Source organism: Pseudomonas sp. P4_D7, assembly GCF_056401755.1.
Window position 1 is genome coordinate 258,865 of record NZ_JBFUIR010000002.1, and the last position, 24,274, is coordinate 283,138.

The 24,274-nt window shown below is 60.5% G+C and carries 21 protein-coding genes; 15 read left to right on the top strand and 6 right to left on the bottom strand.

Annotated elements, in window-relative coordinates; all coding sequences use genetic code 11:
• Window positions 1–21 precede the first annotated feature (21 nt).
• Window positions 22–1,314: a putative hydroxymethylpyrimidine transporter CytX gene (cytX, locus tag AC1DVF_RS02515; protein ID WP_477781948.1), complete on the top strand. Its 1,293-nt coding sequence runs from the start codon at window positions 22–24 to the stop codon at window positions 1,312–1,314.
• On the opposite strand, the gene AC1DVF_RS02520 is transcribed toward cytX, so the two are convergent.
• A complete protein-coding gene (locus tag AC1DVF_RS02520; RefSeq protein WP_016985683.1) occupies window positions 1,283–2,029 on the bottom strand; it encodes an RsiV family protein in 747 nt (248 codons plus the stop codon). The genes cytX and AC1DVF_RS02520 overlap by 32 nt on opposite strands.
• Before the next feature lie 228 nt (window positions 2,030–2,257).
• On the opposite strand from AC1DVF_RS02520, the gene AC1DVF_RS02525 reads away from it, so the two are divergent.
• The 10 genes from AC1DVF_RS02525 (at window position 2,258) to AC1DVF_RS02570 (ending at window position 13,120) form a co-directional block, all read left to right on the top strand.
• Window positions 2,258–2,875, top strand: a complete 618-nt coding sequence (locus AC1DVF_RS02525; protein ID WP_093430152.1) for an NUDIX domain-containing protein — start codon at window positions 2,258–2,260, stop codon at window positions 2,873–2,875.
• The gene (locus tag AC1DVF_RS02530; protein WP_042557354.1) at window positions 2,866–3,318 is read left to right on the top strand and encodes a DUF1249 domain-containing protein; all 453 of its coding nucleotides are present in this window, start codon (window positions 2,866–2,868) and stop codon (window positions 3,316–3,318) included. The genes AC1DVF_RS02525 and AC1DVF_RS02530 overlap by 10 nt, the downstream gene beginning before the upstream one ends.
• A gap of 99 nt (window positions 3,319–3,417) precedes the next feature.
• Window positions 3,418–4,233 (top strand): 3',5'-cyclic-AMP phosphodiesterase, encoded by an 816-nt coding sequence (cpdA, locus tag AC1DVF_RS02535; protein ID WP_116255779.1) that lies wholly within the window; start codon window positions 3,418–3,420, stop codon window positions 4,231–4,233.
• A 300-nt stretch (window positions 4,234–4,533) separates the two neighbouring features.
• The gene (locus AC1DVF_RS02540) at window positions 4,534–5,142 is read left to right on the top strand and encodes a YqiA/YcfP family alpha/beta fold hydrolase (protein ID WP_116255780.1); all 609 of its coding nucleotides are present in this window, start codon (window positions 4,534–4,536) and stop codon (window positions 5,140–5,142) included.
• A 50-nt stretch (window positions 5,143–5,192) separates the two neighbouring features.
• Window positions 5,193–7,100: a DNA topoisomerase IV subunit B gene (parE, locus tag AC1DVF_RS02545; protein WP_034151667.1), complete on the top strand. Its 1,908-nt coding sequence runs from the start codon at window positions 5,193–5,195 to the stop codon at window positions 7,098–7,100.
• Complete coding sequence (locus AC1DVF_RS02550) at window positions 7,100–8,089, top strand: esterase-like activity of phytase family protein (protein WP_099757828.1); 990 nt, start codon at window positions 7,100–7,102, stop codon at window positions 8,087–8,089. Before parE ends, AC1DVF_RS02550 begins: the two co-directional genes overlap by 1 nt.
• 333 nt (window positions 8,090–8,422) lie before the next feature.
• Window positions 8,423–9,424 (top strand): esterase-like activity of phytase family protein, encoded by a 1,002-nt coding sequence (locus AC1DVF_RS02555; RefSeq protein ID WP_460131080.1) that lies wholly within the window; start codon window positions 8,423–8,425, stop codon window positions 9,422–9,424.
• Window positions 9,425–9,426: 2 nt separating this feature from the next.
• On the top strand, window positions 9,427–9,960 hold the full coding sequence (locus AC1DVF_RS02560; protein ID WP_460089646.1) for a retropepsin-like aspartic protease family protein: 534 nt from the start codon (window positions 9,427–9,429) through the stop codon (window positions 9,958–9,960).
• A 7-nt stretch (window positions 9,961–9,967) separates the two neighbouring features.
• Window positions 9,968–12,232: a DNA topoisomerase IV subunit A gene (gene parC / locus AC1DVF_RS02565; protein WP_093430157.1), complete on the top strand. Its 2,265-nt coding sequence runs from the start codon at window positions 9,968–9,970 to the stop codon at window positions 12,230–12,232.
• 177 nt (window positions 12,233–12,409) lie between these two features.
• Complete coding sequence (locus AC1DVF_RS02570; RefSeq protein WP_093430158.1) at window positions 12,410–13,120, top strand: PqiC family protein; 711 nt, start codon at window positions 12,410–12,412, stop codon at window positions 13,118–13,120.
• Window positions 13,121–13,467: 347 nt separating this feature from the next.
• On the opposite strand, the gene AC1DVF_RS02575 is transcribed toward AC1DVF_RS02570, so the two are convergent.
• Window positions 13,468–14,973, bottom strand: a complete 1,506-nt coding sequence (locus tag AC1DVF_RS02575) for an AhpA/YtjB family protein (RefSeq protein WP_186621169.1) — start codon at window positions 14,971–14,973, stop codon at window positions 13,468–13,470.
• Between the two features lie 134 nt (window positions 14,974–15,107).
• Between AC1DVF_RS02575 and serB the strand changes: the two genes are divergently transcribed.
• A complete protein-coding gene (serB, locus tag AC1DVF_RS02580; RefSeq protein ID WP_093430160.1) occupies window positions 15,108–16,322 on the top strand; it encodes a phosphoserine phosphatase SerB in 1,215 nt (404 codons plus the stop codon).
• A gap of 119 nt (window positions 16,323–16,441) precedes the next feature.
• Here the strand turns inward: serB and AC1DVF_RS02585 are convergent, their stop codons facing one another.
• Window positions 16,442–18,196, bottom strand: a complete 1,755-nt coding sequence (locus AC1DVF_RS02585; protein ID WP_477781949.1) for a molecular chaperone — start codon at window positions 18,194–18,196, stop codon at window positions 16,442–16,444.
• Window positions 18,197–18,416: 220 nt separating this feature from the next.
• Here AC1DVF_RS02585 and AC1DVF_RS02590 point away from each other — a divergent pair, with 220 nt between their 5' ends.
• Window positions 18,417–18,818, top strand: coding sequence for a lectin OAA family protein (locus tag AC1DVF_RS02590; RefSeq protein ID WP_477781950.1), 402 nt, complete (start codon window positions 18,417–18,419; stop codon window positions 18,816–18,818).
• Window positions 18,819–18,887: 69 nt separating this feature from the next.
• Here AC1DVF_RS02590 and asd read toward each other — a convergent pair whose 3' ends face one another.
• The 3 genes from asd to AC1DVF_RS02605 are packed head-to-tail and all read right to left on the bottom strand — an operon-like array spanning window position 18,888 to window position 22,163.
• Window positions 18,888–19,748 carry an archaetidylserine decarboxylase gene (gene asd / locus AC1DVF_RS02595; protein WP_093430163.1) on the bottom strand — a complete coding sequence of 287 codons (861 nt, stop codon included), beginning with the start codon at window positions 19,746–19,748 and terminating at the stop codon, window positions 18,888–18,890.
• A gap of 18 nt (window positions 19,749–19,766) precedes the next feature.
• Window positions 19,767–20,582: a thiosulfate sulfurtransferase gene (rhdA, locus tag AC1DVF_RS02600; RefSeq protein ID WP_258709152.1), complete on the bottom strand. Its 816-nt coding sequence runs from the start codon at window positions 20,580–20,582 to the stop codon at window positions 19,767–19,769.
• Between the two features lie 42 nt (window positions 20,583–20,624).
• Complete coding sequence (locus AC1DVF_RS02605; protein WP_477781951.1) at window positions 20,625–22,163, bottom strand: HDOD domain-containing protein; 1,539 nt, start codon at window positions 22,161–22,163, stop codon at window positions 20,625–20,627.
• 166 nt (window positions 22,164–22,329) lie between these two features.
• Between AC1DVF_RS02605 and motA the strand changes: the two genes are divergently transcribed.
• Together motA and motB are read left to right on the top strand one after the other, a co-directional pair.
• On the top strand, window positions 22,330–23,181 hold the full coding sequence (gene motA / locus AC1DVF_RS02610; protein WP_007952169.1) for a flagellar motor stator protein MotA: 852 nt from the start codon (window positions 22,330–22,332) through the stop codon (window positions 23,179–23,181).
• Window positions 23,182–23,184: 3 nt separating this feature from the next.
• Window positions 23,185–24,261 (top strand): flagellar motor protein MotB, encoded by a 1,077-nt coding sequence (gene motB / locus AC1DVF_RS02615; protein ID WP_477781952.1) that lies wholly within the window; start codon window positions 23,185–23,187, stop codon window positions 24,259–24,261.
• The last annotated feature ends 13 nt before the right edge of the window (window positions 24,262–24,274 follow it).

Below are 24,274 nucleotides of genomic sequence, written 5' to 3' on the forward strand. Positions count from 1 at the left end.
TGTCCCTCTGAGATAACACCCTTGAGCATTCAACCCAGCACCTATTCCCCCGACCTCGCCGTACTCGCCGACAAGCGTGTGTTCGGCGGTCGCGATCTGTTTTCCCTGTGGTTCTCCCTCGGCATCGGCCTGATGGTTTTGCAAACCGGCGCATTGCTCGCGCCTGGCCTGGGCTTGTCCGGTTCACTGCTGGCGATTTTCCTCGGTACACTGGTTGGCGTTTTGCTGCTGGCCGCCGTCGGCGTGATCGGCAGCGACACCGGCCTGTCGTCGATGGCCGCGCTGAAACTCAGCCTCGGCAGCAAGGGCGCGAGCCTGCCGGCGCTGCTGAATTTGCTGCAACTGATCGGTTGGGGCTCGTTCGAAATCATCGTCATGCGCGACGCCGCCAGCCTGCTCGGCACCCGGGCGTTCAGCGAAGGTTCGTTGTGGTCGAGCCCGCTGTTGTGGACACTGTTTTTCGGTGCGTTGGCGACGTTGCTCGCGGTCAGCGGCCCGCTGACTTTCGTCCGGCAGATCCTGCGCAAGTGGGGCATCTGGCTGTTGCTGGCGGCGTGCCTCTGGCTGACCTGGAACCTGTTCGCCAAAGCCGATCTGGCCGATCTCTGGTCGCGTGCCGGTGACGGTTCGATGCCGTTCGCCGTGGGCTTCGACATTGCTATCGCGATGCCGCTGTCGTGGCTGCCGCTGATCGCCGATTACTCGCGTTTCGGCAAGCGCGCGAAGAATGTGTTCGGTGGTACTGCCGTCGGTTTCTTTATCGGTAACTTCTGGCTGATGAGCCTTGGCGTCGCCTACACCCTGGCCTTTGCGCCAAGCGGTGAAGTCAACGCGCTGTTGCTGGCTCTGGCTGGCGCCGGTCTGGGCATTCCGCTGCTGCTGATTCTGCTCGATGAGTCGGAAAACGCCTTCGCCGACATTCATTCGGCAGCGGTATCGAGCGGGATTCTGTTGCGCCTGAAAGTCGAACATCTGGCCTTGGCCATCGGCGTGATCTGCACGCTGATCGCCCTGCTGGCGCCATTGGCCCAGTACCAGAATTTCCTGTTGCTGATCGGTTCGGTGTTTGCGCCGCTGTTCGGCGTGGTGCTGGTCGATCACTTCATCCTGCGCAAGCGTAGTGCTCAGGTCGCGTCAGCCGCGTTGCGCTGGCCGGCGTTGTTGGCGTGGCTGGGCGGCGTGAGCACCTACCACTTGCTGGCGAATCTGTATCCGGATGTCGGCGCAACCCTGCCGGCGCTGGTGCTGGCAGGGCTGTTGCAGCTCGTGCTGGGCCGGGCCTTCAGTTACGGCCGGGAAACAGCTCGGGCTTGAGAATGCCGTTCAGACGCGGGTAAGGAATCTTCAGTTCGACGTGGCCCAGTGCGTAAGGCGCAATGGTGCTCACGTCGTACTTGAGGATCACACCGCCATAGGTCAGCGCCACGTTCGGGGTTTTCACGAACGGCCAGCTCTTCACAAAGTCCGCTTCCTGGTCGAGCTTGGTGCTGATCAACCAGCTGTTGTGCGCGACTTGCGCCGCTTTCCAGAATGCCTCTTCCTGACCCGGCATCAACATGTCGGACAGGTTCAGTACTTTATGCTGCTGGCGCGAATAGTTGATGAAACCGCGACCCGGTGTGCCATGCGCACCGCCGGTGTCGAGGTAGCTCGACACCTCGATGATCACCAAGCCGTCATGCTGCTCGCGTACTTTCGCTTGCAGGTAGCTGCTGTTGCGTGGGCCGGCGCTGGCCAGAAACTGCTCGCGGTAGGCCGCCAGGGTTGGCGCCACCGGGGCGTTTTTCTCGGTGCGGGTCATTTGCAGCAGGCGTTTTTCGATAATGCCGTCCAGCGCAGGTTCGGCCGGGAAGCGCAGGGTGTCGATGTTCACCAGCGGGCAATCAGGGTTGGAACATCCAGGCTTAAGTTGTTCCGACGCATCGCGGGTGGTTTCCAGCGGTGTGCGGTAGTTGGGCTGGAACAGGCTTGCGCACGCGCCGAGGGTCAGGGCGATGGCGGCCACGGAGGCAATTTTGAAAAGCGACATGGGCGTCCTTTCGAAAGCAGGGGAAGGCAAAAAGATATCCGCTTCGACTCTCGCAGAAGCAGTCAGTTCGCCACTAAGCTAATTAGAGTGGGTTTCGCCTCCACCGTCCATCCCGCTGACGGTAAAGGGGCTGCATCAAACCGTTCGGGCGCGTTAGGATGGCGCGAAGTCGAGGTTGCCAGTCACCAACAGCAACCTCGTAATGGATCTGCAGAAAAGAGGATGCTCATGACTGATTTTGCCAACGCCATTCCGACTACCGTCGACGTCGTGCGACGCGAGCGCTGCTACGAGGGTTTTTACAAACTCGATCGTTTGCACCTGCGCCATGAATTGTTCGCCGGTGGCATGAGCCGCGAGATCAACCGTGAAGTGTTTGTGCGTCACGATGCGGTGTGCATGTTGCCCTACGATCCACAGCGCGACGAAGTGGTGTTGATCGAGCAGTTCCGCGTCGGCGCCATGGGCAAGACCGACAATCCGTGGCTGGTCGAACTGGTCGCTGGTCTGATCGACAAGGATGAACAACCGGAAGAAGTTGCTCACCGCGAGGCGCAGGAGGAAGCTGGGCTGGACATCAAGGCCCTGTGGCCGATGACCAAATATTTCCCGTCGCCGGGCGGCAGCAACGAGTTTGTGCATTTGTATCTGGGGCGTTGCAGCACCGAAGGCGTTGGCGGCCTGCATGGCCTGGAAGAAGAGGCAGAAGATATCCGCGTCACGGTCTGGGCTTTCGAAGATGCCTTGCAGGCCGTCCGTGACGGTCGCATTGCCAACGCGGCGAGCATCATCGCCTTGCAATGGCTGGCGCTGAACCGCGCCGAAGTGAGGGGGTTATGGTCGTAAACAAGCTGCGCGATCGTTATCGAGTCGACCTCGTGGGGCTGCAAGCCGCCTGCGAGGCCAACTACGCGCGCTTGATGCGACTAGTTCCGGACATGCGCAACGAACCCGAGGCGCGGCGCATCGCCGTCACTCAGGGCGAGCAGATGCTCGGCGTGCTGGCCCTCGAAGTGCTGCAAACCTGCCCGTACACCACCACTTTGCAGGTGCGTCAGGAACACAGCCTGCCATGGCTGCCGGTGCCGCAACTCGAAGTGCAGGTCTACCACGATGCGCGCATGGCCGAAGTGATCAGCGCCGAACACGCACGACGCTTTCGCGGCATCTATCCTTACCCGAACGCGGCGATGCATCAGCCGGATGAAAAGGCTCAGCTCAATCTGTTCCTGGGGGAATGGTTGAGTCACTGTCTGGCGTTGGGGCATGAGTATGAAGTCGTACGCTAGTTGTGAACTGCGTCCGGTTCGGCGGTTTCCTCTTTCCCTGATCCCCCAGCATAATTGCGGCACTTGATCGATTCCGTGCTTTTGCCTTGGGAGAGCGCCTTGCCGAGCGTATCCACGTTGACCTCCGCCGATACGGCGCTGCTGGTGCAGTTGTCCGACAGCCATCTGTTTGCTGAAACGGACGGCACGCTGCTGGGCATGAACACCCGTGAAAGCCTGCAAAAGGTCATCGAATTGGTGCTGGAACAACAGCCGCAGATCGATCTGATTCTGGCCACCGGTGATATCTCGCAAGACGGCACGCTGGAGTCGTATCAGCAGTTTCGCCAGATGAGCGCCCAAATCACTGCCCCGGCGCGCTGGATTCCCGGTAATCATGATGAGCCGATGATCATGGCCCAGGCCGCTGTGCAGAGTGCCTTGCTGGAATCGGTGGTCGATATCGGTAACTGGCGGGTGACTTTGCTGGATTCGGCGGTGCCGGGTTCGGTGCCGGGGTTTCTGCAGGACGATCAATTGCAACTGCTGGTCCGTTCGCTGAGCGAAGCACCGGAGCGCCATCATCTGGTGTGCTTTCACCATCATCCGGTGTCGATTGGTTGTGCGTGGATGGAGCCGATCGGTTTGCGCAATCCCGAGGCATTTTTCGAAGTGCTGGATCGTTTTCCGCAGGCCCGGGCGGTGTTGTGGGGGCATGTGCATCAGGAGATCGACTGCGATCGCAACGGCGTACGTTTGCTGGCTTCGCCTTCGACGTGCATTCAGTTTGAGCCGGGGAGTGCGGACTTTAAAGTGGGTGAGCAGGCGCCGGGCTATCGCTGGTTGCGGTTGTTGCCGGATGGGCGGTTGGAGACCGGGGTTGAACGCGTCAGCGATTTTGCCTTCACGGTTGATTACGGTTCCAACGGCTATTGAGCGACAAATCATAGCCCTCATCGGAACGCCGCCCGCCCAGCCCTCTCCCGGAGGGAGAGGGAGCCGACCGAGGTGTATTGCGTCATCCATCGACCTGAAAGAATGTGTTGATTATGGATTCGCTGAAGCTCGCTCAAGTCGGTGTAGCACTTGAATATCCCCCATTCAGTCCCCTCTCCCTTGGAGAGAGCTAGGGTGAGGGGCGCCCCTGCTGAATGACCAATTTCTCGAAACCACCCCCAATCCGCGCTTCTCTCCCTGTAAACTCCGCAAACCCAAACCGACACCCAGGGAGCTCAAATGTCCGGTTCGATCCTCTATATCCACGGTTTCAACAGCGCTCCGGCCTCGAAAAAGGCCTGTCAGCTGGTCTCCGTGATGGAGCAGCTGGGTTTGAGCGACAAATTGCGTGTCCCGGCCCTGCATCATCACCCGCGCGAAGCCATCGGTCAGTTGGAACAAGCGATTGCCGAACTGGGCAGCCCGCTGCTGGTGGGAAGCTCACTCGGCGGCTACTATGCGACTCACCTGGCCGAGCGCCATGGCCTGAAAGCCCTGCTGGTCAACCCGGCGGTCAGCCCGCACCGGATGTTCGACGGCTATCTGGGCCCGCAGAAAAACCTGTATACCGATGAAACCTGGGAATTGACCCACGACCACGTCACGGCTCTGGCCGAACTGGAAGTGCCGGCGCCTCAGGATGCGCAGCGCTATCAGGTGTGGTTGCAGACCGGCGATGAAACACTGGACTATCGCCTCGCCCAGCAGTATTACCGCGCCTGCGCCTTGCGTATTCAGGCCGGCGGCGACCACAGTTTTCAGGGTTTCGCCGGGCAATTGCCGGCGTTGCTGAGTTTTGCCGGCATTGGCGCCGATTTGTATCAGGCCATCGATTTCTCCGCATTGTGAGCTGTGGCCCCATGAATTCTTTTTTCACCGAACATTGACGACGAGACCCTATGGCCACTCCCAGCGCTAGCTCTTATAACGCCGACGCCATCGAAGTCCTCTCGGGCCTCGACCCGGTGCGCAAACGCCCCGGCATGTACACCGACACCAGTCGGCCGAACCACCTCGCCCAGGAAGTCATCGACAACAGTGTCGACGAAGCCCTGGCGGGTCACGCCAGATCGGTGCAGGTCATCCTCCATGCCGACCATTCGCTGGAAGTCAGTGACGACGGCCGTGGCATGCCGGTCGACATTCATCCGGAAGAGGGCGTGTCGGGTGTCGAGCTGATCCTCACCAAGCTCCACGCGGGCGGCAAGTTTTCCAACAAGAACTACCAGTTCTCCGGCGGTCTGCACGGCGTGGGTATTTCCGTGGTCAACGCCTTGTCGACCGAAGTCCGTGTGCGTGTAAAACGTGACGGCAACGAATACCAGATGACCTTCAACGACGGTTTCAAAGCCTCGGAACTGGAAATCGTCGGCACCGTCGGCAAGCGCAACACCGGCACCAGCGTGTACTTCGCGCCGGACCCGAAATACTTCGATTCACCGAAATTTTCCATCAGCCGCCTCAAGCACGTGCTCAAGGCCAAGGCTGTGCTGTGCCCGGGGCTGCTGGTCAGCTTCGAAGACAAAGGCACCGGCGAGAAAGTCGAGTGGCATTACGAAGACGGTCTGCGTTCCTATCTGGTCGATGCGGTCAGCGAGTTCGAACGCCTGCCGGACGAGCCGTTCTGCGGCGCTTTCGCCGGTAATAAAGAAGCCGTCGACTGGGCCCTGCTGTGGCTGCCGGAAGGTGGCGACGCGGTGCAGGAAAGCTACGTCAACCTGATCCCGACGGCGCAGGGCGGTACTCACGTCAACGGTCTGCGTCAGGGCCTGCTTGATGCGATGCGCGAGTTCTGCGAATTCCGCAGCCTGCTGCCGCGCGGCGTCAAGCTGGCGCCGGAAGACGTCTGGGAGCGCATCGCGTTCGTCCTGTCGATGAAGATGCAGGAGCCGCAATTCTCCGGCCAGACCAAAGAGCGTCTGTCATCGCGTGAAGCGGCGGCGTTTGTCTCTGGTGTGGTCAAGGACGCGTTCAGCCTGTGGCTCAACGCCAACCCGGAAACCGGTCTGGCCCTGGCGGAACTGGCGATCAACAACGCCGGTCGTCGTCTTAAGGCAAGCAAGAAAGTCGAGCGTAAACGTGTGACTCAGGGGCCAGCGTTGCCGGGCAAACTGGCGGACTGCGCCGGGCAGGACCCGATGCGTTCCGAGCTGTTTCTGGTCGAAGGTGATTCCGCTGGTGGTTCCGCCAAGCAAGCGCGGGACAAAGAGTTCCAGGCGATCCTGCCGTTGCGCGGCAAGATCCTCAACACCTGGGAAGTCGATGGCAGCGAAGTACTCGCCAGCCAGGAAGTGCACAACATCGCCGTGGCCATCGGTGTCGATCCGGGTGCGGCGGATATGAGCCAGCTGCGTTACGGCAAGATCTGCATCCTTGCCGACGCCGACTCGGACGGTCTGCACATCGCAACGCTGCTCTGCGCATTGTTCGTCCAGCATTTCCGCCCGCTGGTGGATGCCGGTCACGTCTACGTGGCGATGCCGCCGCTGTACCGCATCGACCTGGGCAAAGAAATCTACTACGCCCTCGACGAAGCCGAGCGCGACGGCATTCTCGACCGTCTGGTCGCCGAGAAGAAGCGCGGCAAACCCCAGGTCACCCGATTCAAAGGTCTGGGTGAAATGAACCCGCCGCAGTTGCGTGAGACCACAATGGACCCGAATACTCGGCGTCTGGTGCAACTGACGCTGGGTGAAGACTTCGCCGAAACCTCGGAAATGATGGACATGCTGCTGGCGAAGAAACGCGCCGGTGACCGCAAGACCTGGCTCGAATCCAAAGGCAACCTCGCCGAGGTGCTGGCCTGATGCGGTTTGGCTGGGCCTTGGCGGGTGCGTTGCTGCTGAGTGCGATGAGCGTGTCGGCCGAGCCGTTGCAGGAATTGCGCGTGCTCTCCGAGCACCCGGTCGACGGCATGCGCGGCGGCAACCTGTCGGGGCTGGCCATGTGCGGCAGCGAGTTGTGGACGGTGTCGGATCGCGATGACGATCAGATCTATCGGCTCAATACCGCCGATCAGGTCTGGCAGGCCGAAGCCTTGCACATCGACGTGCCCCTGGTGCCGGAGACCGGTCTGCCGTGGGGGTTGCGCTCGCGCAATTGGGCCGCATCGTTCGTGCGCGGTGGCGACCTGGATTTCGAGGGCATCAGCTGCGACAGCGCCGGCAATCGCTACATTGTCAGCGAGGGCCATGCGGCAGTCTTGCAGGTGCCCGTCAGCGGCCCGGTCAACTGGCTGAAGATCTCGCCGATGATGGTTCGCGAAGCACGGGCCAGCGGCATGCTCCTGCATTTCAATGCGATCTTCGAGGGCTTGGCGATCAATCCGGCGGGCGATCAGATGTGGCTGGCTGCCGAACGGCAAAGCCGTGGCTTGCTGCTGATCAAGCGCCAGCAGACGGTGTGGGATTGCGACGGTCGTTGCGTGCTGCTCAGCGAGGGCGGCAAGGAAATGCAGCCGCCGCAGTTCCCGAAGGCCAGAGCGGTCGACCGGGACTTTTCCGACCTTTCATTGTTTAACGGCAAATTGTTTACCCTTGAGCGCAACGCCTTTCAGATTTGTCGGCGCGATGCGCAGACCGCCAAGGTCGAGCGTTGCTGGTCGTACGCCGCTGAACTGTTGCAGGCCAACCGCCGTTATTCGCAGAACTTCGGGCTGGAAGAGGCGCTGATCGTTGACGCTGATGGTGCGTGGGTCGGCGTCGACAATAATTTCGGCCCGCGGGCCGACGGTGAGGTTCGGCCGATCGTCTGGCGCTTCGCCGCGCCTGACGGTGGCTGGAGCGCCAAGCCTTAGCGTACTGCGTCCGAGTATTGCTGACGGGTATTTGCCGATCTGTGAGCAGATCAGGAAACTGCTGCAATACTCCAATCGGGACGGCCCTGGCCGTTGTGAGTGAGAACGCTTGAGGCGGCTCACTCGCGCAGGTTTTGGAGGGTGTGCCGGAAGCAAGGCGCGCTGGATGATTTACAGGTTTGCTGCGCTGGCCGCTGATTGAACAGCGAGCCATGAAGTGCAGACAATGAAGCTCTGAAGCAATGCTGTCGAGAAAGTAGTGTGATCGTTGAATTCCGACATGTCGTGCAAGGCTCGGGGAAACTTGAAACGCCGACTGCGGGAGATTCAATGATGAAACTCAACCTCTTTATTGCGGGTTTTTTGCTTGTCTGGAGTTCGCTGGGACTGGCCGCCGACCCGGAACTGCGGTTGCTTTCTGAGCATCCGGTGGAGGGGATGCGCGGAGGCAATCTGTCCGGGCTGGCCAAGTGTGGCGAGCAGTTGTGGACGGTGTCGGATCGTGACGACGACCGGATCTACCGGCTCGATAAGCAAGACAAGGTGTGGAAGGCCGAGGCTGTTTTGATTAATGTTCCACCGGTGCCTGAAGATCCCGGCCGGACGTTGGCCATGAAAACCCAGAGCTTTTTCAGATCGCTTGCGGGTAACGGTGCGTTGGACTTTGAAGGGATCACCTGCGACGCTAGCCAGAATCGCTACATTCTCAGTGAAACGTATTCAGCCATTCTCAAGATCTCACCCAGTGGAGAACTGGCCTGGTTGCGCATCTCGTCGCAGGTGCTGACTATGGCGCGAGAGGCTGGGCTGGCTACGCACGCCAATGCGTTGTTTGAAGGCTTGGCGGTTTCCGGCATTCTTGGCAGTGAAATCTGGCTGGCTGCAGAGCGGCAAAAAAGAGGGTTGGTCAAAATCAGGCGGCTACTGACTCCTCCCCTTGATAACAAATGGTACTGTTTTTCCATTTGTGTGCTCATGACCGAGGGAGGACTGGCGCCGCAACCGCCGCAATTTCCAGGCTCCAAACCGGTAGAGAAGGATTTTTCGGATATTGCTCTATTCAATAACAAACTGTTTCTCCTGGATCGCAACGCTTTCAAAATCTGTCGGCATGAAATGTTGACGGGTAAACAGGAACGCTGCTGGTCATTCGCTGCGGATGCACTGGTTCCGAATCGTCAATATGCGTCCGAACACGGACTGACCGAGGCGTTGCTGGTCGACGCGCAAGGCGCGTGGATTGGCGTCGACAACAATTTTGCAACCCGCGCCGATGGCGAGTCTCGCCCAATTGTGTGGCGCTTTGCAGCGCCTGAGGGCGGCTGGATTCAATGAGTATGGGTGAACAACGACAACAACCCCCGGGCAAGCGCGCCGGTCGGGTGCTGATGATTCTGGCCTGGTGTGCGGCGCTGTTTCTGGCGACGCGGTTTTTTGGCCAGTGGGAGCAACGCCAGCAGAATCCGAACGTCGTGGTCAGTTCGGAGCAGGGCGAAGGGTTTATCGAGGTGAAGCTGGCCGGCAATGCCCAAGGGCATTTTGTCGCCAGCGGTCAGATCAACGGCGAACCGGTCGAGTTCATGCTCGACACCGGCGCAACCGATGTGGCGATCCCGGCGGATCTGGCCAAGCGTTTGAAGCTGGAAGAAGGTTTCGGTGTGACCCTGAGCACGGCCAATGGCCTGAGCCAGGGCTATCGAACCAAAATCGACCGCCTGCAACTCGGTGACATCGTGCTGCGCGACGTCCGCGCACTGGTGGCGCCGGGGCTGCATGGCGATCAGGTGCTGCTCGGCATGAGCGCCCTGAACAAACTTGAATTTACTCAGCGCGGTGGCACCATGCTGCTGCGCCAGACAACGAACCGATGAGGCCTGCATGAGCAACCCCCTTGATCTCAGCCTGGACGGTGTAGAACGCCGCTCGTTGGCCGACTTCACCGAAAGTGCCTACCTCAACTACTCCATGTACGTGATCATGGACCGTGCTCTGCCGCATATCGGCGACGGCCTGAAACCGGTACAGCGGCGTATCGTCTACGCCATGAGCGAGCTGGGGCTGGACGCCGACTCCAAGCACAAGAAATCGGCGCGTACCGTCGGTGACGTGCTCGGTAAATTCCACCCGCACGGTGACTCGGCGTGCTACGAAGCGATGGTGCTGATGGCCCAGCCATTCAGCTATCGCTACACGCTGGTCGACGGTCAGGGTAACTGGGGTGCGCCGGACGATCCGAAGTCCTTCGCCGCCATGCGTTACACCGAAGCACGTCTGTCGCGGTATTCCGAAGTGCTGCTCAGCGAACTGGGCCAGGGCACTGCCGACTGGGGCCCGAACTTCGACGGCACCTTACAAGAGCCGCTGGTGCTGCCGGCACGCCTGCCGAACATCCTGCTCAACGGCACCACCGGTATTGCCGTGGGCATGGCCACCGACGTGCCGCCACATAACCTGCGCGAAGTCGCCACCGCTTGCGTGCGTCTGCTCGATGAGCCGAAAGCCACGGTCGAGCAGCTCTGCGAACACATTCAGGGTCCGGACTATCCGACCGAAGCGGAAATCATTACGCCGCGCGCCGACTTGCTAAAGATGTACGAAACCGGCAAGGGCTCGGTGCGCATGCGCGCCGTGTACCACGTCGAGGACGGCGACATCATCGTCACCGCGCTGCCGCATCAGGTGTCCGGCGCCAAGGTGCTGGAGCAGATCGCCGCGTTGATGCAGGCCAAGCCGTCGAAAGCCCCGCAGATCGCTGACCTGCGCGACGAATCCGACCACGAAAACCCGTGCCGCATCGTGATCATTCCGGTCAACAGCCGCGTCGATCATGAAGCGCTGATGCAGCACTTGTTCGCCAGCACCGAGCTGGAGTCGACCTACCGGGTCAACGTCAACATCATCGGTCTGGACGGCAAGCCGCAGCTGAAAAACCTGCGAGCGCTGCTGGTCGAGTGGCTGGAATTCCGCGTGCTGACCGTACGTCGCCGCCTGCAATTCCGCCTCGACAAGGTCGAGCGTCGTCTGCACCTGTTGGACGGTTTGCTGATCGCCTACCTCAACCTGGATGAAGTGATTCACATCATCCGTACCGAGGAGCATCCGAAGGCCAAGCTGATCGAGCGTTTCGCCCTCAGTGAGATTCAGGCCGACTACATCCTCGACACCCGTCTGCGTCAGTTGGCGCGACTGGAAGAGATGAAGCTGCGCGACGAGCAGGACGAACTGCTCAAGGAACAAGCCAAGCTGCAAGCCCTGCTGGGCAGCGAAGCCAAGCTGAAGAAGCTGGTGCGCACCGAACTGTTGAAAGACGCCGAAACCTACGGCGATGACCGTCGGTCGCCAATCGTCGAGCGCGCTGAAGCCAAGGCGCTGACCGAACACGATCTGCTGCCGAACGAAAAAGTCACCGTGGTGCTGTCTGAAAAAGGCTGGATCCGTTCGGCCAAAGGTCATGACATCGACGCCACCGGCCTGTCGTACAAGGCCGGCGACGGCTTCAAGACCTCGGCAGCGGGGCGCTCCAACCAGTTTGCGGTGTTTATCGACTCGACCGGCCGCAGCTACTCGGTGGCCGCGCACACCCTGCCATCGGCTCGGGGCCAGGGCGAGCCGTTGACCGGTCGTCTGACACCACCGCCCGGTGCGAGCTTCGAATGCGTGCTGATGCCGGAAGACGACGCGTTGTACGTGATCGCTTCCGACGCCGGTTACGGTTTTGTGGTCAAGGGCGAAGACCTGCAAGCCAAGAACAAGGCCGGTAAAGCCCTGTTGAGCCTGCCGAACAACGCCAAAGTCATCGCGCCACGTCCGGTGGCCGATCGTGAGCACAACTGGCTGGCGTCGGTCACGACCGAAGGTCGCCTGCTGATCTTCAAAATCAGCGATCTGCCACAATTAGGTAAGGGCAAAGGTAACAAGATCATCGGTATTTCCGGTGAGCGTGTGGCCAGTCGCGAAGAATATGTCACGGACATCGCCGTCCTTCCGGAAGGCGCCACCTTGGTGCTGCAGGCCGGAAAACGGACCCTGTCGCTGAAGGCCGATGACCTCGAACACTACAAAGGTGAGCGTGGGCGTCGTGGCAATAAGCTGCCGAGGGGCTTCCAGAGAGTGGATGCGCTGCTCGTCGAAAACCTCAATTAGGCGCCCTAGAGCGTTGGATCTACGATTTAACGCGTAGATCGACGCTTTGGCGCTGGAGTCGGAACGCATATTCACGGATGATATGGCCTTTCCAAGCGCCGGCGTGGCCGAGCGTTCTTCATATTTATTGAGTATTTTCACTGTGGTCAGCCTTGTGGCGGCCACCTGGACGGGATGATGACTGCTCTGCGCCCCCTTATTTTCCTGCTCGCCGGCGTTTTGGGCCTGGCGGGTTGCAGCGTTCACCAGCCGGTGTCGCTGTATCAACTGGACAGTGGAAGTCCGGTTCAGCCTGCGCAAAGCGCGGGCATGGCGGTTCTTTTGGGTCCGGTAGTCGTAGCCGATTACCTGCAACGTGAGACATTGCTGCAACGTCAACCCGATGGCAGCCTGCAAGCAGCGACAGACGGTCGTTGGGCTGGCAGCCTTTCGTCGGATATCGATCAGTTGCTGATGCGTCAGGTTGCTGGCCATCTGGACAGCCAGCGTGTAGTGCTGGCACCGGCCACTACGGGGTTCACTCCGGATGTGCAGGTGTTGCTGACCATCACGCGTCTGGACTCTGGCCAGAAACAACCGGCGATTCTCGATGCTCAATGGCGTCTGATCGACCGTCGTGGTCAGGTGCGCGATAACCGCATCGTTCATCTGCAAGAGCTGCATGCCGGCAGTACCGCTTCGCAGGTTCAGGCCCAGGGCATTTTGCTGCAGCGTCTGGCCGAGCAATTGTCTGTAGCGCTCAAGCCGTTGGCCAATCAGCCACCGGTGGCCGAGGCACCGCGTAAAGCGGCACCAAAACCGGCAGCGCCGGCGGCGGAATCAGAGAAACAACCGAAGATTCCGATGGCATCGCCGATTCGGACAGACATGGAAGTGTTCCGCTTCTAAGCTGGATCGAGTCAGAACAGAGCCCGCCTTGTGCGGGCTTTGTTGTGTCTGGGGTTCTGCGCGAAAGATCAAAAGCCCCTCACCCCAGCCCTCTCCCTGAGGGAGAGGGGGCCGACCGAGATGTCTGGCGCCATGCATCGACCTGAACGATCCTGGCTGTTATGGATTCAAAGCAGGACGTGCAGGTCGGTGTATTCCGGCAATAATCCCGGATCGGTCCCCTCTCCCTGTGGGAGAGGGCTAGGGTGAGGGGCTTTTCAGGGTGCTTGCAATCTCGATAACACCGGCCACAAAAAAGCCCGCAGACAATCACTCGTCTGCGGGCTTCCGTGTTTCAGGCCTTAGGCTTACGCCCGGCGCTCATGCATCCGCGCCAGTTGCCGTTCCAGCATCGACGGATACGGTTCCATCAACCGCTCCACGCAGCAAGCCCCCTCAGGGCTGGCGATTGGCCGGATCCGTGCACGCTGGCGTATCAGCGCATCGTCACTGATCTTGCGTTCGACCAGCAGCAGGTTACGGCTGTGCTGCGACAAGGCCAGCGCATCCTGCGCCGAATCGGTCAGCAGCAGATCAATCTGACTCAAGCCGAACAACTCATCGCCCAGGGTCAGGCCCAGCTGCAGTTGCAGGGTGATGCCGCTGTCTGCGACTTCAATCTGCAACTGATGACCCAAGGCCCGCAGCAACTCGCCGCAGCAGATTGCGTTGGTCAGGTAATCGTCACCGCTGTCTTCGGTGTGGAAGAGCATCAGCGTGCTGCCGTCGTTGAGGGTTTCGATTTCACCCTGATACAGCGAAGCAGCCTGATCGAGGCAGTCACGATAACGCTCCTGCAATTCTTCCAGACGTGCCCGCGGCAAGCGGCGCAGTTGTTCCTGTGAGCCCAGTTGTACCGCCAGCACGGCGCTGTGTTGTGGCACGCTCGGAGTCGCCTTGCGGGCGACCGGTTGTGGCGCAACGTCCAGCGATTCATCGCGCAGATCAGCGAACGCGTCATCGTCATCATCGTCTTCGACGGTGCTGACCAGATGTCGCGGTGCAGGCTTCTGCGCGGCCATCGGACGGGTTTCGTCGAAACTCGGATCACGCAAGTTGCGCACCTCGAATTCCGGCTCGTCCTCTTCGTCCTCGAACTCAGGCTCCGGTTCCGGTGCAGGCTCTGGCGCGTAGTTGGCGTGCAGCTGACGCGCCAGATCGCCGATTTCATCCTGACGATCAATGCCCGGCGTGTGTTCGTCGATGCGTCGCAACCAGACACGCAATTGCAGCAACGGCGTCGACAGATAGCGGCCCATGCGCAGGCTCAGGGCCAGCGACAGCGCCAACAGGATCCCGCTGAGAATGCCCATGCTTTGCAGGCTGATGGTCATCGGCTGCTGGAACTGATCCATGTCCAGGCTGATGCGCAGTTGCCCGGCAGTCACGTCCTGGAAGGTGATCTTGCTCTCGTACATGCCCTCGGCTTCGCCCAGCAGGCTGTGCTTGGGCCGCTGACCGGACTCGGCGAGGATGCGGTTGTCCACGCTGTAGATCGCCGCGTGGGCCACCAGTTTGTTCTTGGTCAGATTATTGAGCAGCACGTTGAGGCTGAGGATGTCGTTGGACACCAACAGCTCGGTGGCCGAGGTCGCGGTCTGCGTGGTCAGGCTTTCGCCCAGCGCATCGGCCTGCTGGTGCATGGCCTGCTTGAATTGCAAACCCATCACGCCGGCATAGATCACCAGGGCCAGAGCGACCAGGATCACGTTATGGCTGGCAATGCGCAATGCAATCGGTACACGGCGGTGGCGCAGTGCACGGAAGATCAGCAGGAAGAAGTTATCGGTTTTAACTGGCGTGGGCCGGTTCACTGAGCTCGGCTCTTTTGTCCGTGAAGTTGACGCGCAGTATAGCGACAGGCCCTAGACCGGCAAAGCGCTCGCGGTGCCCGATGGTCACTGAAAGTGGGTAGAATGCGGTTTTTTTCCAGTTGCGGGGGTGCGCGTTGCGCGAAATCGTCCTGATTAACATCACGGGAGTCGACCGTCCGGGTCTGACTGCGGCCATTACCGGCGTTCTGGCACAAGGTGGTGTGAACATTCTCGACATCGGTCAGGCGGTGATCCACGACACCCTGTCGTTCGGCATCCTGGTTGAAATCCCCGATTCCGAGCAAGGCAAGTCCGTGCTCAAGGACATTCTGTTCAAGGGCTACGAGCTCGACCAGCAGGTGCGGTTCACGCCGGTGTCCGAAGAGGATTACCAGCAATGGGTGGGTAATCAGGGCAAGAAGCGTCACATCGTTACCCTGCTGACCCGCAAAGTGACCGCTGGCCAATTGCAGGCTGTCAGCTCGATCACCGCCAAATATGGCCTGAATATCGATCACATCGACCGTCTGTCGGGTCGCATGCCACTGGACACGCCAGCGGACAAGGGCAAGGGCTGCATCGAGTTCTCCGTGCGTGGCGAAGCCGCCGATCCACAGGCGCTGCGTGCCGAATTCCTCAGCGTTGCCCAAGCGCTGAACGTCGACATCGCCTTCCAGGAAGATTCGCTGTTCCGGCGCAACCGTCGTCTGGCGGTGTTCGATATGGACTCGACGCTGATCGAGGCCGAGGTCATTGACGAGCTGGCCAAGGCTGCCGGGGTTGGCGAACAAGTCTCCGAAATCACTGAGCGGGCCATGGCCGGCGAACTGGATTTCCGCGCCAGCTTCAAAGAGCGTCTGGCGTTGCTCAAAGGTCTGGATGTCAGCGTGCTGGACTCGATCGGCGCTTCGCTGCGTCTGACCGAAGGCGCCGAAACGCTGTTCGCTGAACTCAAGCGACTGGGCTACAAGACCGCGATCCTGTCCGGTGGCTTCACTTATTTCGCCAAGCAATTGCAGGCAAAACTCGGCATCGACTATGTGTTTGCCAACGAACTGGAAGTGGTCGATGGCAAGTGTACCGGCGTGGCGATCGAGCCGATCGTCGACGCGCAGCGCAAGGCTGATTTGCTCAAAGAGCTGGCACACAAGGAAGGTTTGCGTCTGGAGCAGACCATCGCGGTCGGCGACGGTGCGAATGACCTGCCGATGCTGGCGATTGCCGGTTTGGGCGTAGCGTTCCGTGCCAAGCCGTTGGTGAAGCAGTCGGCGAAGCAGGCGATTTCGACGTTGGGGCTGGATGGCGTGTTGTATCTGCTGGGTTTCCGTGATCGCGACGGGCAGCTCTGAGATCTCTATCGCCTGACTTGGCCTCTTCGCGAGCAGGCTCGCTCCCACAGTTGAAATGTATTCCAATGTGGGAGCGAGCCTGCTCGCGAAGGTTGCGCCGCCGATCCATCGGCGGGCACTTAAAGCGATTTCCACAACGAATCAAAATCCTCTTCGCTCCCGGCATTGCGCGCGGTTTCCAGCGAACGATAGGCGAACTGATTGAAACTGTGCGTACTCGCCACCCGTCGATCCAGCCCGGCGCGGTGTTCTTCGCCTTGGGTGTTGATCAGCACTTTACTGCCTTCCTGAAACGGCAAGCGCGGCGCCAGCAAGGTTGCCGGCAAATCTATCGCACTGATCTCCGGTAACAATAATCCGCGCAGATACTGACTGTGATCGTCCCGTGAGCGCACCAGTTGCAGGCCGCAAGGCTGGGCATGTGGCGCCACCAGCTCAATGCCCATTTGCGTGCCGCCGCCGCGCACCTGGCGGATCCAGCGAATGACCGCAATGCTCCAGCCCAGACTGACACTGTCCTGAATGCCGAGCATTTCCCCGGCCTGCAGCTCGGCGGGCACTTCATTTGGCCACGCCAGGCAATATCCACCGGGGCTGTGATTGATCACCGGCAGGGCATGGGTCGGGTAATGCGGCGTACTGTCCGTGCCGCTTTCATCCTCGAGCAAATGGTCGTACTGGATTTCCTCGTAAGGCAAAAATTCATCAGTTTTGCTTTGCGGTGCGGCGTCGAAAGCCTGGCTCCAACTGTCCTTTTCACCTTTGGCGACGGCACTGCTGAAATTCGCCGAGCGCGTTCCGGGGTGTTTGAGCAGCTCGCTGAAACTGCGCTCGCCACCCAGATAAAAGTGCAGCGCGCTCATGCCCACGCACACGGTTAGATGGCCTTGGCCGACGGTGCGCTGAAAGCTGCGCTCGGCGGCTTGTCCCCAGGTGGCATGCAGGTGTTGCAGGGTGTCGAAGCTGAGCCCGGGCGGAACGGGCAGCGGCGTCGATGCGGGCTGGTGCTGCAAATGCGCTTCGATGGCGTTCACCAGTGGCTGCGGATCGAAGCCGAGCAATCCGGCCTGTTCTTCGCTGCGAAACATGTTGCGGTAGCGCGGGCCGGTATCGATCGCCGGGCTGATCGCAAACAGTCCTTCGCTCGAGCGACCGGGATGCAATTTGAGTAGGGCGCTCCACGGTTCGAGTACTTCAGCCAATCGGGCGATCTGGTTCTGCCGCAATTGATTGCAGCGGGCACTGCCCAGGAGCAGGGCGGCGATGTAAGTCTGTTCAAGCGTGAGTTCGGTGGTGAGGCTGGCGAGATCGTCGTGGACCCGGCGCTGTTGCAGTTGCAGTTCGCAGGCGATGCGATACAGCTGATGCAGTTCGAACCACACCTGCTCCGGTGCCGCGCTGTACAGCTGCGTCGCACGCAGCAGTTGACCCTTGAGTGTATGGGTCGCCCGTTGCAGGGCCGTGCTGACCAATATCGCGCGATCCTTGCTGTACTTCGGCGCAATCCGCAACATGATCTGTTTGTAGCCGACGGCCAGATGGCTTTGCAGCGCCTGACACAAATTGCTGATCTTGCGTGAACGCTCGTCGAGCATGATCGCCTGATGCAGGAAGTGCCGTTCCAGATGCTGGCAGACGAAATACACCTCGGGTCGCAGCAGCTCCAGCAGGTTGAGGCGATTGTCACTGGGGGTGAGCAATTGATTGAGTTCGCCCAGGCCTTGATACAGCAGGCGGGCGGTTTCACCGATGTTGGCCTTGGGCAGGCCGGCGATCCAGCGCTTGAGGTCGCGCGGCGTTGCTTCGCAAAACGACAGACGCGTTTGCGTCGGGGTCGGGGCGCTCAGGGAGGGTTGGGGACGAGACTCACTCATGCCTTGACGGGCTCCGGCGGCGGAAGGGGCAATGCCCAAAACTCTAGCAGCTGTGGTCTGTTTCGCTGGGTAGCGTCAGACTTTTTGACCGCTGGTCTGCTGGCCGGATGCCATTCCCCAAGCCCTACTAGTCTCTCAGGCGTGCGATCGGAAACGCACGGTTGCACGGCCTGCCGTCAACCTCGGGCAGGTCTCCCGAAACTTCAAGGAGATGAAGTTCATGTCTAAATATGCAGTGGCAAATCAATGGGGTGGCAGTTCGGCGCCGTGGCATCCGGGTGGAACCTGGGTACTCGGCGGGCGGGACAACCAGAATGTCGTCGCGATCGAGATCAAGTCGCGCGATGACGGTAAAACGTTCACCGGCACCATGACCTATGCCGGGGAAGGTCCCATTGGCTTCAAAGCGCAGCGCACCGGTCAGAACCAGTACAACGTCGAGAATCAGTGGGGTGGCAATGATGCCCCATGGCATCCGGGCGGCAAGTGGGTGATTGGCGGCCGGGACAATCAGAACGTTATCGCGTTGAGCGTCACGTCCAGTGACGGAGGGAAAAACCTCAGTGGCACCAATACCTATGCCAACGAAGGCCCGATCGGCTTTCTTGGGCAAATAGAGTAACGGCACCACCGAGTCGTATCCGCCTTTTCGCAGACGTGTGAAAAGGCGGATCAGTGGCTCACATCATGTTCAGGCTTTTGGCAGCGCCAGGCCTTGCCCCATCTGCACTGGCGAACCCGCCACCAGCTCTTGCGCCCATGTCACCTGATCCGGCCCGAACAGCACGATCGCGGTCGAACCCAGTTTGAAGCGACCCAGTTCGGCGCCTTTTTCCAGATGGATCGGCGCGCGGGCGGCTTCGTCGTAGCGGAAGGTTTTCAGCTCGCGCTTCGGTGGGGTGACCAGGCCGGCCCACACGGTTTCGATCGAAGCGACGATCATCGCACCCACCAGCACCACGGCCATCGGCCCGCGCTCGGTGTCGAAAATGCACGCCACGCGCTCGTTGCGGGCGAACAGTTCCGGAACGTTTTCTGCGGTGGTCTGGTTGACCGAGAAGATCCGGCCCGGGATGTAGACCATTTCGCGCAGGGTGCCGGCCAGCGGCATGTGCACGCGGTGGTAGTCCTTCGGCGAGAGGTAAATGGTGGCGAAGTCGCCGCCCATGAACGGTGCAGCGTTAGCCGCATCACCGCCGAGCAGTTCCAGCACGCTGAAGCTGTGGCCCTTGGCCTGGAACACGCGACCGTGTTCGATCGGGCCAAGCTGGCTGACCGCACCGTCGGCCGGGCTGAGGATCGCGCCCGGGGTTTCGTCCAGTGGACGCGCGCCGTCTTTCAGGGCGCGGGTGAAGAAGGCGTTGAAGTGCTCGTAGGCAGTGAGGTCTTCGACCAGCGCTTGCGACATGTCCACCTGGTAGCGCTTGGCGAACCATTGGGTGAAGGCATTCTTGAACCAGCGCACGCGGCACTCGGCAATGCAGCCGGCCAGACGCGACAGCAGGTGATGAGGCAGCAGGTACTGGCTGAGGATAAACAGACGCTCTTTCATTAGTTGTCCTTAAAAACCTTAAATCTCGACTGGCGTGTCAGGGTGGTTGCCCCATTCGCCCCAGGAACCGGCGTAGCCCTTGACCCGCGGATAACCGAGGGATTTGGCCACCAGATAAGTGAAGCCCGACCGGTGATGGGTCTGGCAGTGGGTAATGATTTCTTTGTCCTTGGTGATCCCGAGGTCTTCGAGGATCTGCGGCATGTCTGTGCGAATGCGCAACTGACGGGCCTTGTCCATGCCGGCAGTCCATTCGAAATTGACCGCGCCGGGGATGTGCCCAGCCTTGGCGGCCAGCACTTTCTCACCGGAATACTCCAGCGGCCCGCGCGCATCCCAGATCGCCAGATCGGCAGCACCGAGGCGGCTTTGCAGGTATTCACGGGTCGCGGTCGGTTCTTCATGCAGGGTCAATGGCACAGGGCCGCCCACTGCAGGCGGAACCTGGATCGACATCGGCATGCCGGCCGCCAGCCACGCCGGCAGACCGCCGTCGACGTAGTGATATTTGTCGTGACCGATCACGTCGAGCAGCCAGATGAAACGCCCGGCCCAACCGCCGCCTTCGTCGTCATAGACCACGTAGACCGCATCTTTGCGATGGCCCAGCTCACCGAATAACGCTTCGAGATCGGCTTTCGCCGGCAGCAGTCCCGGCGCCGGCGGCTGGCCGAGCTGGGTGCGCTTGGGATCGACAAAGCGTGCGCCGGGAAAGTGACCTTCGGCATAACGGGCAGGGCTGGTCAGGTCCACCAGAATCAGTTCAGGGGAGTCGAGACGCGGGAGCAGGTCGCTCGCCTCGATGACGAGCGGCAAGCCAGAGAAGTCAGACATGTGAGGTCTCCAGAGCACAAAGGGGAGGATTGTAGCGCAGCCTCATCGGCCGCGGCTGCTAAAGCTGTGCAGGGCTTTTTCGATGCACTGTGCGGTTTTGCCAAAGGCTTGCACGGTGATATCAGCGAACGGCCCGCCGCCCTGATCGGCGACGACAATCATGATCACCCGGCCGTTATTGACCAGGGAACGCAGGAACAGATGCTCGCCACGAAACAGGGTGCGCAGGCTCGCTGGCAGCAGAGCGGAGAACTGAGCGTTGTTCTCGGGATTGATCCGCACCTGCGCCTGTTGCGCGAGCAGCCGTTGCAAGACCTTGCTCTGGCTGACGACGAAATTCAGCGCCGCCGCTTCTTTCGGTAGCCCGGCGGTTTGATTCACGCGCAGATTGGACTGTGTGCGATCGGCCATCAGGATCATCACCCGGCGCATGCCGCTGGCGACCAGCGCATCGCGAGCGGCGACGGTCAGGCTCATGGCATTGGTGAAGCGGCTTGGCTCGGCCAATAGCTCGGCGCATTGCTGGCGCCATTGCGTCAGATCTTCCGAGGTTGGCGCTGCGGCGGGCAGCATGCCGGCTGGCAAACGACGGGTGCCCCACGGCCACAGCAACGAAACCGCCGGATGCCACAGGTCGGGCATCGCATGATGGCGCGCGCTGTTGGCGGCTTGCTGGTGCAACTGTTGTTGCACTTCATCCATGGAAATCTGCAGATAAAGGCTGGTCAGGTACTGCCAGCGTTCGCTGTGCGGACTGTCCCACGCCTGTTGCGCAGACAGTGCCAGGCCGTTGGCCAGCAGCACGGTGTTGGCCGGCTGGTTGAGCCAGCGGCGCAGGGTCGGGTCGTCATCGAGGCGGTTTTGCTGGCGCAACGGATGTTCGCTGTCGCGGGCGATGCGCAGCACTTTGACCAGTTCGCGCTGTTCACTCAGCAGCAGCTTATAACCCTGCTGCACCCAGATCGGCAGGTGCCAGACTTGCACCAGCGCCTCGGCGATTTTCAGCAGGCGTACGCCGAACAATTGCTTTTCGACCACGCGCGCCGATTCGCCCTTGTGGATAACCCGCAGTTCCCATTCTTCGAGCAATTGCGGATAAGTCAGCGCCAATGGCCACAGCGGCGACAAAAACAACAGGCTGCCCCAATGAATGTCCTGCCACAGCCGCGCCAGGCGACTGGCGAAAAAACCGTTGGCCTGTTGCGTCGCGTGCTGGCTGATCATCTGTAACTGGCGCAGGGCCTTGGGGATTTGCATCTGCGGTTCGGCGGGCAGGCGCGCGAGCAATTCTTCAGTCCGCGCCAGGCCGAGACGGTTGATCGCCACCTCGAGATTTTCCGCCGGTGCGGCCATGGTGCCGTGGGTGTGACGATTCGCCTCACGGATGATGCTCAAGGCCAGTGCCGGGCTGTCCTGCATCAGGTCGGCGATGTCGCGCAGCGAGCTGCGATTGTCGCGGATCGCCCGACAGACTTTGTCGTGAGCCTCTTGCGGCACGGGCAGCCGGACGCCATCGAGCAACTTTACCCAGCCGTCGAGGGTGGTCGGTTTTGCGTGTGGGACGTTCGTTTCATTAGCCATGTCTGGACGGGATCTTCACTGACTGTAGACGCGCCCGGCATGGGCTAAATTGGCTTTTCGCCTGAACTGGCTATAGTCTGGCGCAGTTTTGCCGATAAGTAGAAGAAGAGATTTTTTAACTTCCGAATATGACCTTGAACCCGACTTAAATAAGTACTTTCTACCTATGGCTAAAATTATCGGCATCATCGTCGTATTCGCGAGCGTGCTCGGCGGATACGTGCTCTCCCACGGCAAGATTGCCGCCCTGATCCAGCCCTTCGAGGTGATGATCATCGGTGGTGCGGCACTGGGTGCATTCCTCCAGGCCAACCCCGGTTACATGACGATGCACGTGCTCAAGAAATCCCTGAGCATGTTCAGTTCGCGCTTCAGCCACACGTTCTATCTGGAAGTGCTCGGGCTGATCTACGAGATCCTCAACAAGAGCCGCCGCGAAGGCATGATGGCCATCGAAGGCGACATCGAAGATGCCGCCGCGAGCCCGATCTTCGCCAAGTACCCGGCAGTGCTCAAAGACGAACGCATGACCGCGTTCATCTGCGATTACCTGCGCATCATGTCGTCCGGCAACATGGCGCCGCACGAGCTGGAAGGCTTGTTCGACATGGAACTGTACAGCCTGAAAGAAGACCTTGAGCATCCATCTCATGCGGTGAACGGCATCGCCGATGCCATGCCCGGTTTCGGTATCGTCGCGGCGGTACTCGGTATCGTGGTGACCATGGCCTCGCTGGGTGAAGGCGATCAGAAGTCCATCGGCCTGCACGTCGGTGCGGCACTGGTCGGTACCTTCTTCGGTATTCTCGCAGCGTACGGTTTCTTCGGCCCATTGGCGCATTCCCTGGCCCACGATGCCAAGGAAGAGCTGAACGTCTACGAAGCCATCAAGGCCTCGCTGGTGGCTTCGGCTTCCGGCATGCCGCCGTCGCTGGCGGTCGAGTTCGGTCGCAAGGTTTTGTACCCGGCGCACCGTCCAAGCTTCGCCGAGCTGGAACAAGCGGTTCGCGGTCGCTAAGTCATGGAAAATAATCAGCCGATTATCATCAAGCGCGTCAAGCGCATAGCCGGCGGGCATCACGGCGGGGCGTGGAAAATCGCCTTCGCCGACTTCGCCACGGCGATGATGGCGTTCTTCCTGGTGTTGTGGCTGCTGTCCACCGCCACGCCCGAGCAGAAGATCGCCATCGCCGGTTACTTCAAAGACCCGGTCGGCTTTTCCGAAAGCGGCACGCCGTACATCATCGACCTGGGCGGCACGCCGACCCTGGCGCCGGAAAACACCCTCAACCCGGAAGTGAAGTCGCAGCCGCAACCGGACAAGGTCACGGTCGACACCGAGCAGGTTGAAGGCATGGCCGAACAGGTCGAGAAGGAACGCCTCGAACTGCTCCTGCAAGAACTGCAGAACAAGGTCGACGAGAACCCGCAGTTGCAGAAGTTCAAGGATCAGATCCTCTTCGAGATCACTCCGAATGGCTTGCGCATCCAGATCATGGACGCCGAGAACCGGCCGATGTTCGACTCCGGTTCTGCACGCCTGAAACCGTACTTCGAAGACATCCTGCTGGCCATGGCCGACACCATCAAAGCGGTGCCGAACAAGATCAGCATCAGCGGTCACACGGACGCCAAGCCTTACACCGGCACCGGTGATTTCGGTAACTGGGAATTGTCGGCCAACCGTGCCAACGCTGCCCGTCGTGCACTGGTCGCCGGTAGCTATCCGGATGCGCAAGTGGCGCGGGTCGTCGGTTATGCCTCGTCGGCGCTGTTCGACAAGGAAAACCCGTTCAACCCGGTCAACCGTCGCATCGACATTGTCGTGCTGACCAAAAAAGCCCAGGCGGCCATCGAAGGTTCGCAAGGTGCGGATCCGGCGAAACCGGCGGATCAAGGTCAGAATGGTGCCGCTCCGGCAGCCCCAGTCGACCCGAATGCACTGCCGGCGGATCAGCAACCGGTGCCGGCGCACGAACTGCGCGAACGCCTGAACCTGTTCGACGACGCTGCGCCGAAACCGGCTGAGCCGGGGAGTGCGGGGCCTGCTCCCGCTGCTCCGCCAGTCACTGCACCGGCTCCCGCGCCGAAACGGTGATTCACAAAAAGCC

Coding starts and splice junctions, on each gene's coding strand:
- AC1DVF_RS02520 (WP_016985683.1), bottom strand. CDS start 2,029: ATGTCGCTTTTCAAAATTGCCTCCGTGGCCGCCATCGCCCTGACCCTC.
- AC1DVF_RS02525 (WP_093430152.1), top strand. CDS start 2,258: ATGACTGATTTTGCCAACGCCATTCCGACTACCGTCGACGTCGTGCGA.
- AC1DVF_RS02530 (WP_042557354.1), top strand. CDS start 2,866: ATGGTCGTAAACAAGCTGCGCGATCGTTATCGAGTCGACCTCGTGGGG.
- AC1DVF_RS02540 (WP_116255780.1), top strand. CDS start 4,534: ATGTCCGGTTCGATCCTCTATATCCACGGTTTCAACAGCGCTCCGGCC.
- parE (WP_034151667.1), top strand. CDS start 5,193: ATGGCCACTCCCAGCGCTAGCTCTTATAACGCCGACGCCATCGAAGTC.
- AC1DVF_RS02550 (WP_099757828.1), top strand. CDS start 7,100: ATGCGGTTTGGCTGGGCCTTGGCGGGTGCGTTGCTGCTGAGTGCGATG.
- AC1DVF_RS02555 (WP_460131080.1), top strand. CDS start 8,423: ATGAAACTCAACCTCTTTATTGCGGGTTTTTTGCTTGTCTGGAGTTCG.
- AC1DVF_RS02560 (WP_460089646.1), top strand. CDS start 9,427: ATGGGTGAACAACGACAACAACCCCCGGGCAAGCGCGCCGGTCGGGTG.
- parC (WP_093430157.1), top strand. CDS start 9,968: ATGAGCAACCCCCTTGATCTCAGCCTGGACGGTGTAGAACGCCGCTCG.
- AC1DVF_RS02570 (WP_093430158.1), top strand. CDS start 12,410: ATGACTGCTCTGCGCCCCCTTATTTTCCTGCTCGCCGGCGTTTTGGGC.
- AC1DVF_RS02585 (WP_477781949.1), bottom strand. CDS start 18,196: ATGAGTGAGTCTCGTCCCCAACCCTCCCTGAGCGCCCCGACCCCGACG.
- AC1DVF_RS02590 (WP_477781950.1), top strand. CDS start 18,417: ATGTCTAAATATGCAGTGGCAAATCAATGGGGTGGCAGTTCGGCGCCG.
- asd (WP_093430163.1), bottom strand. CDS start 19,748: ATGAAAGAGCGTCTGTTTATCCTCAGCCAGTACCTGCTGCCTCATCAC.
- rhdA (WP_258709152.1), bottom strand. CDS start 20,582: ATGTCTGACTTCTCTGGCTTGCCGCTCGTCATCGAGGCGAGCGACCTG.
- AC1DVF_RS02605 (WP_477781951.1), bottom strand. CDS start 22,163: ATGGCTAATGAAACGAACGTCCCACACGCAAAACCGACCACCCTCGAC.
- motA (WP_007952169.1), top strand. CDS start 22,330: ATGGCTAAAATTATCGGCATCATCGTCGTATTCGCGAGCGTGCTCGGC.
- motB (WP_477781952.1), top strand. CDS start 23,185: ATGGAAAATAATCAGCCGATTATCATCAAGCGCGTCAAGCGCATAGCC.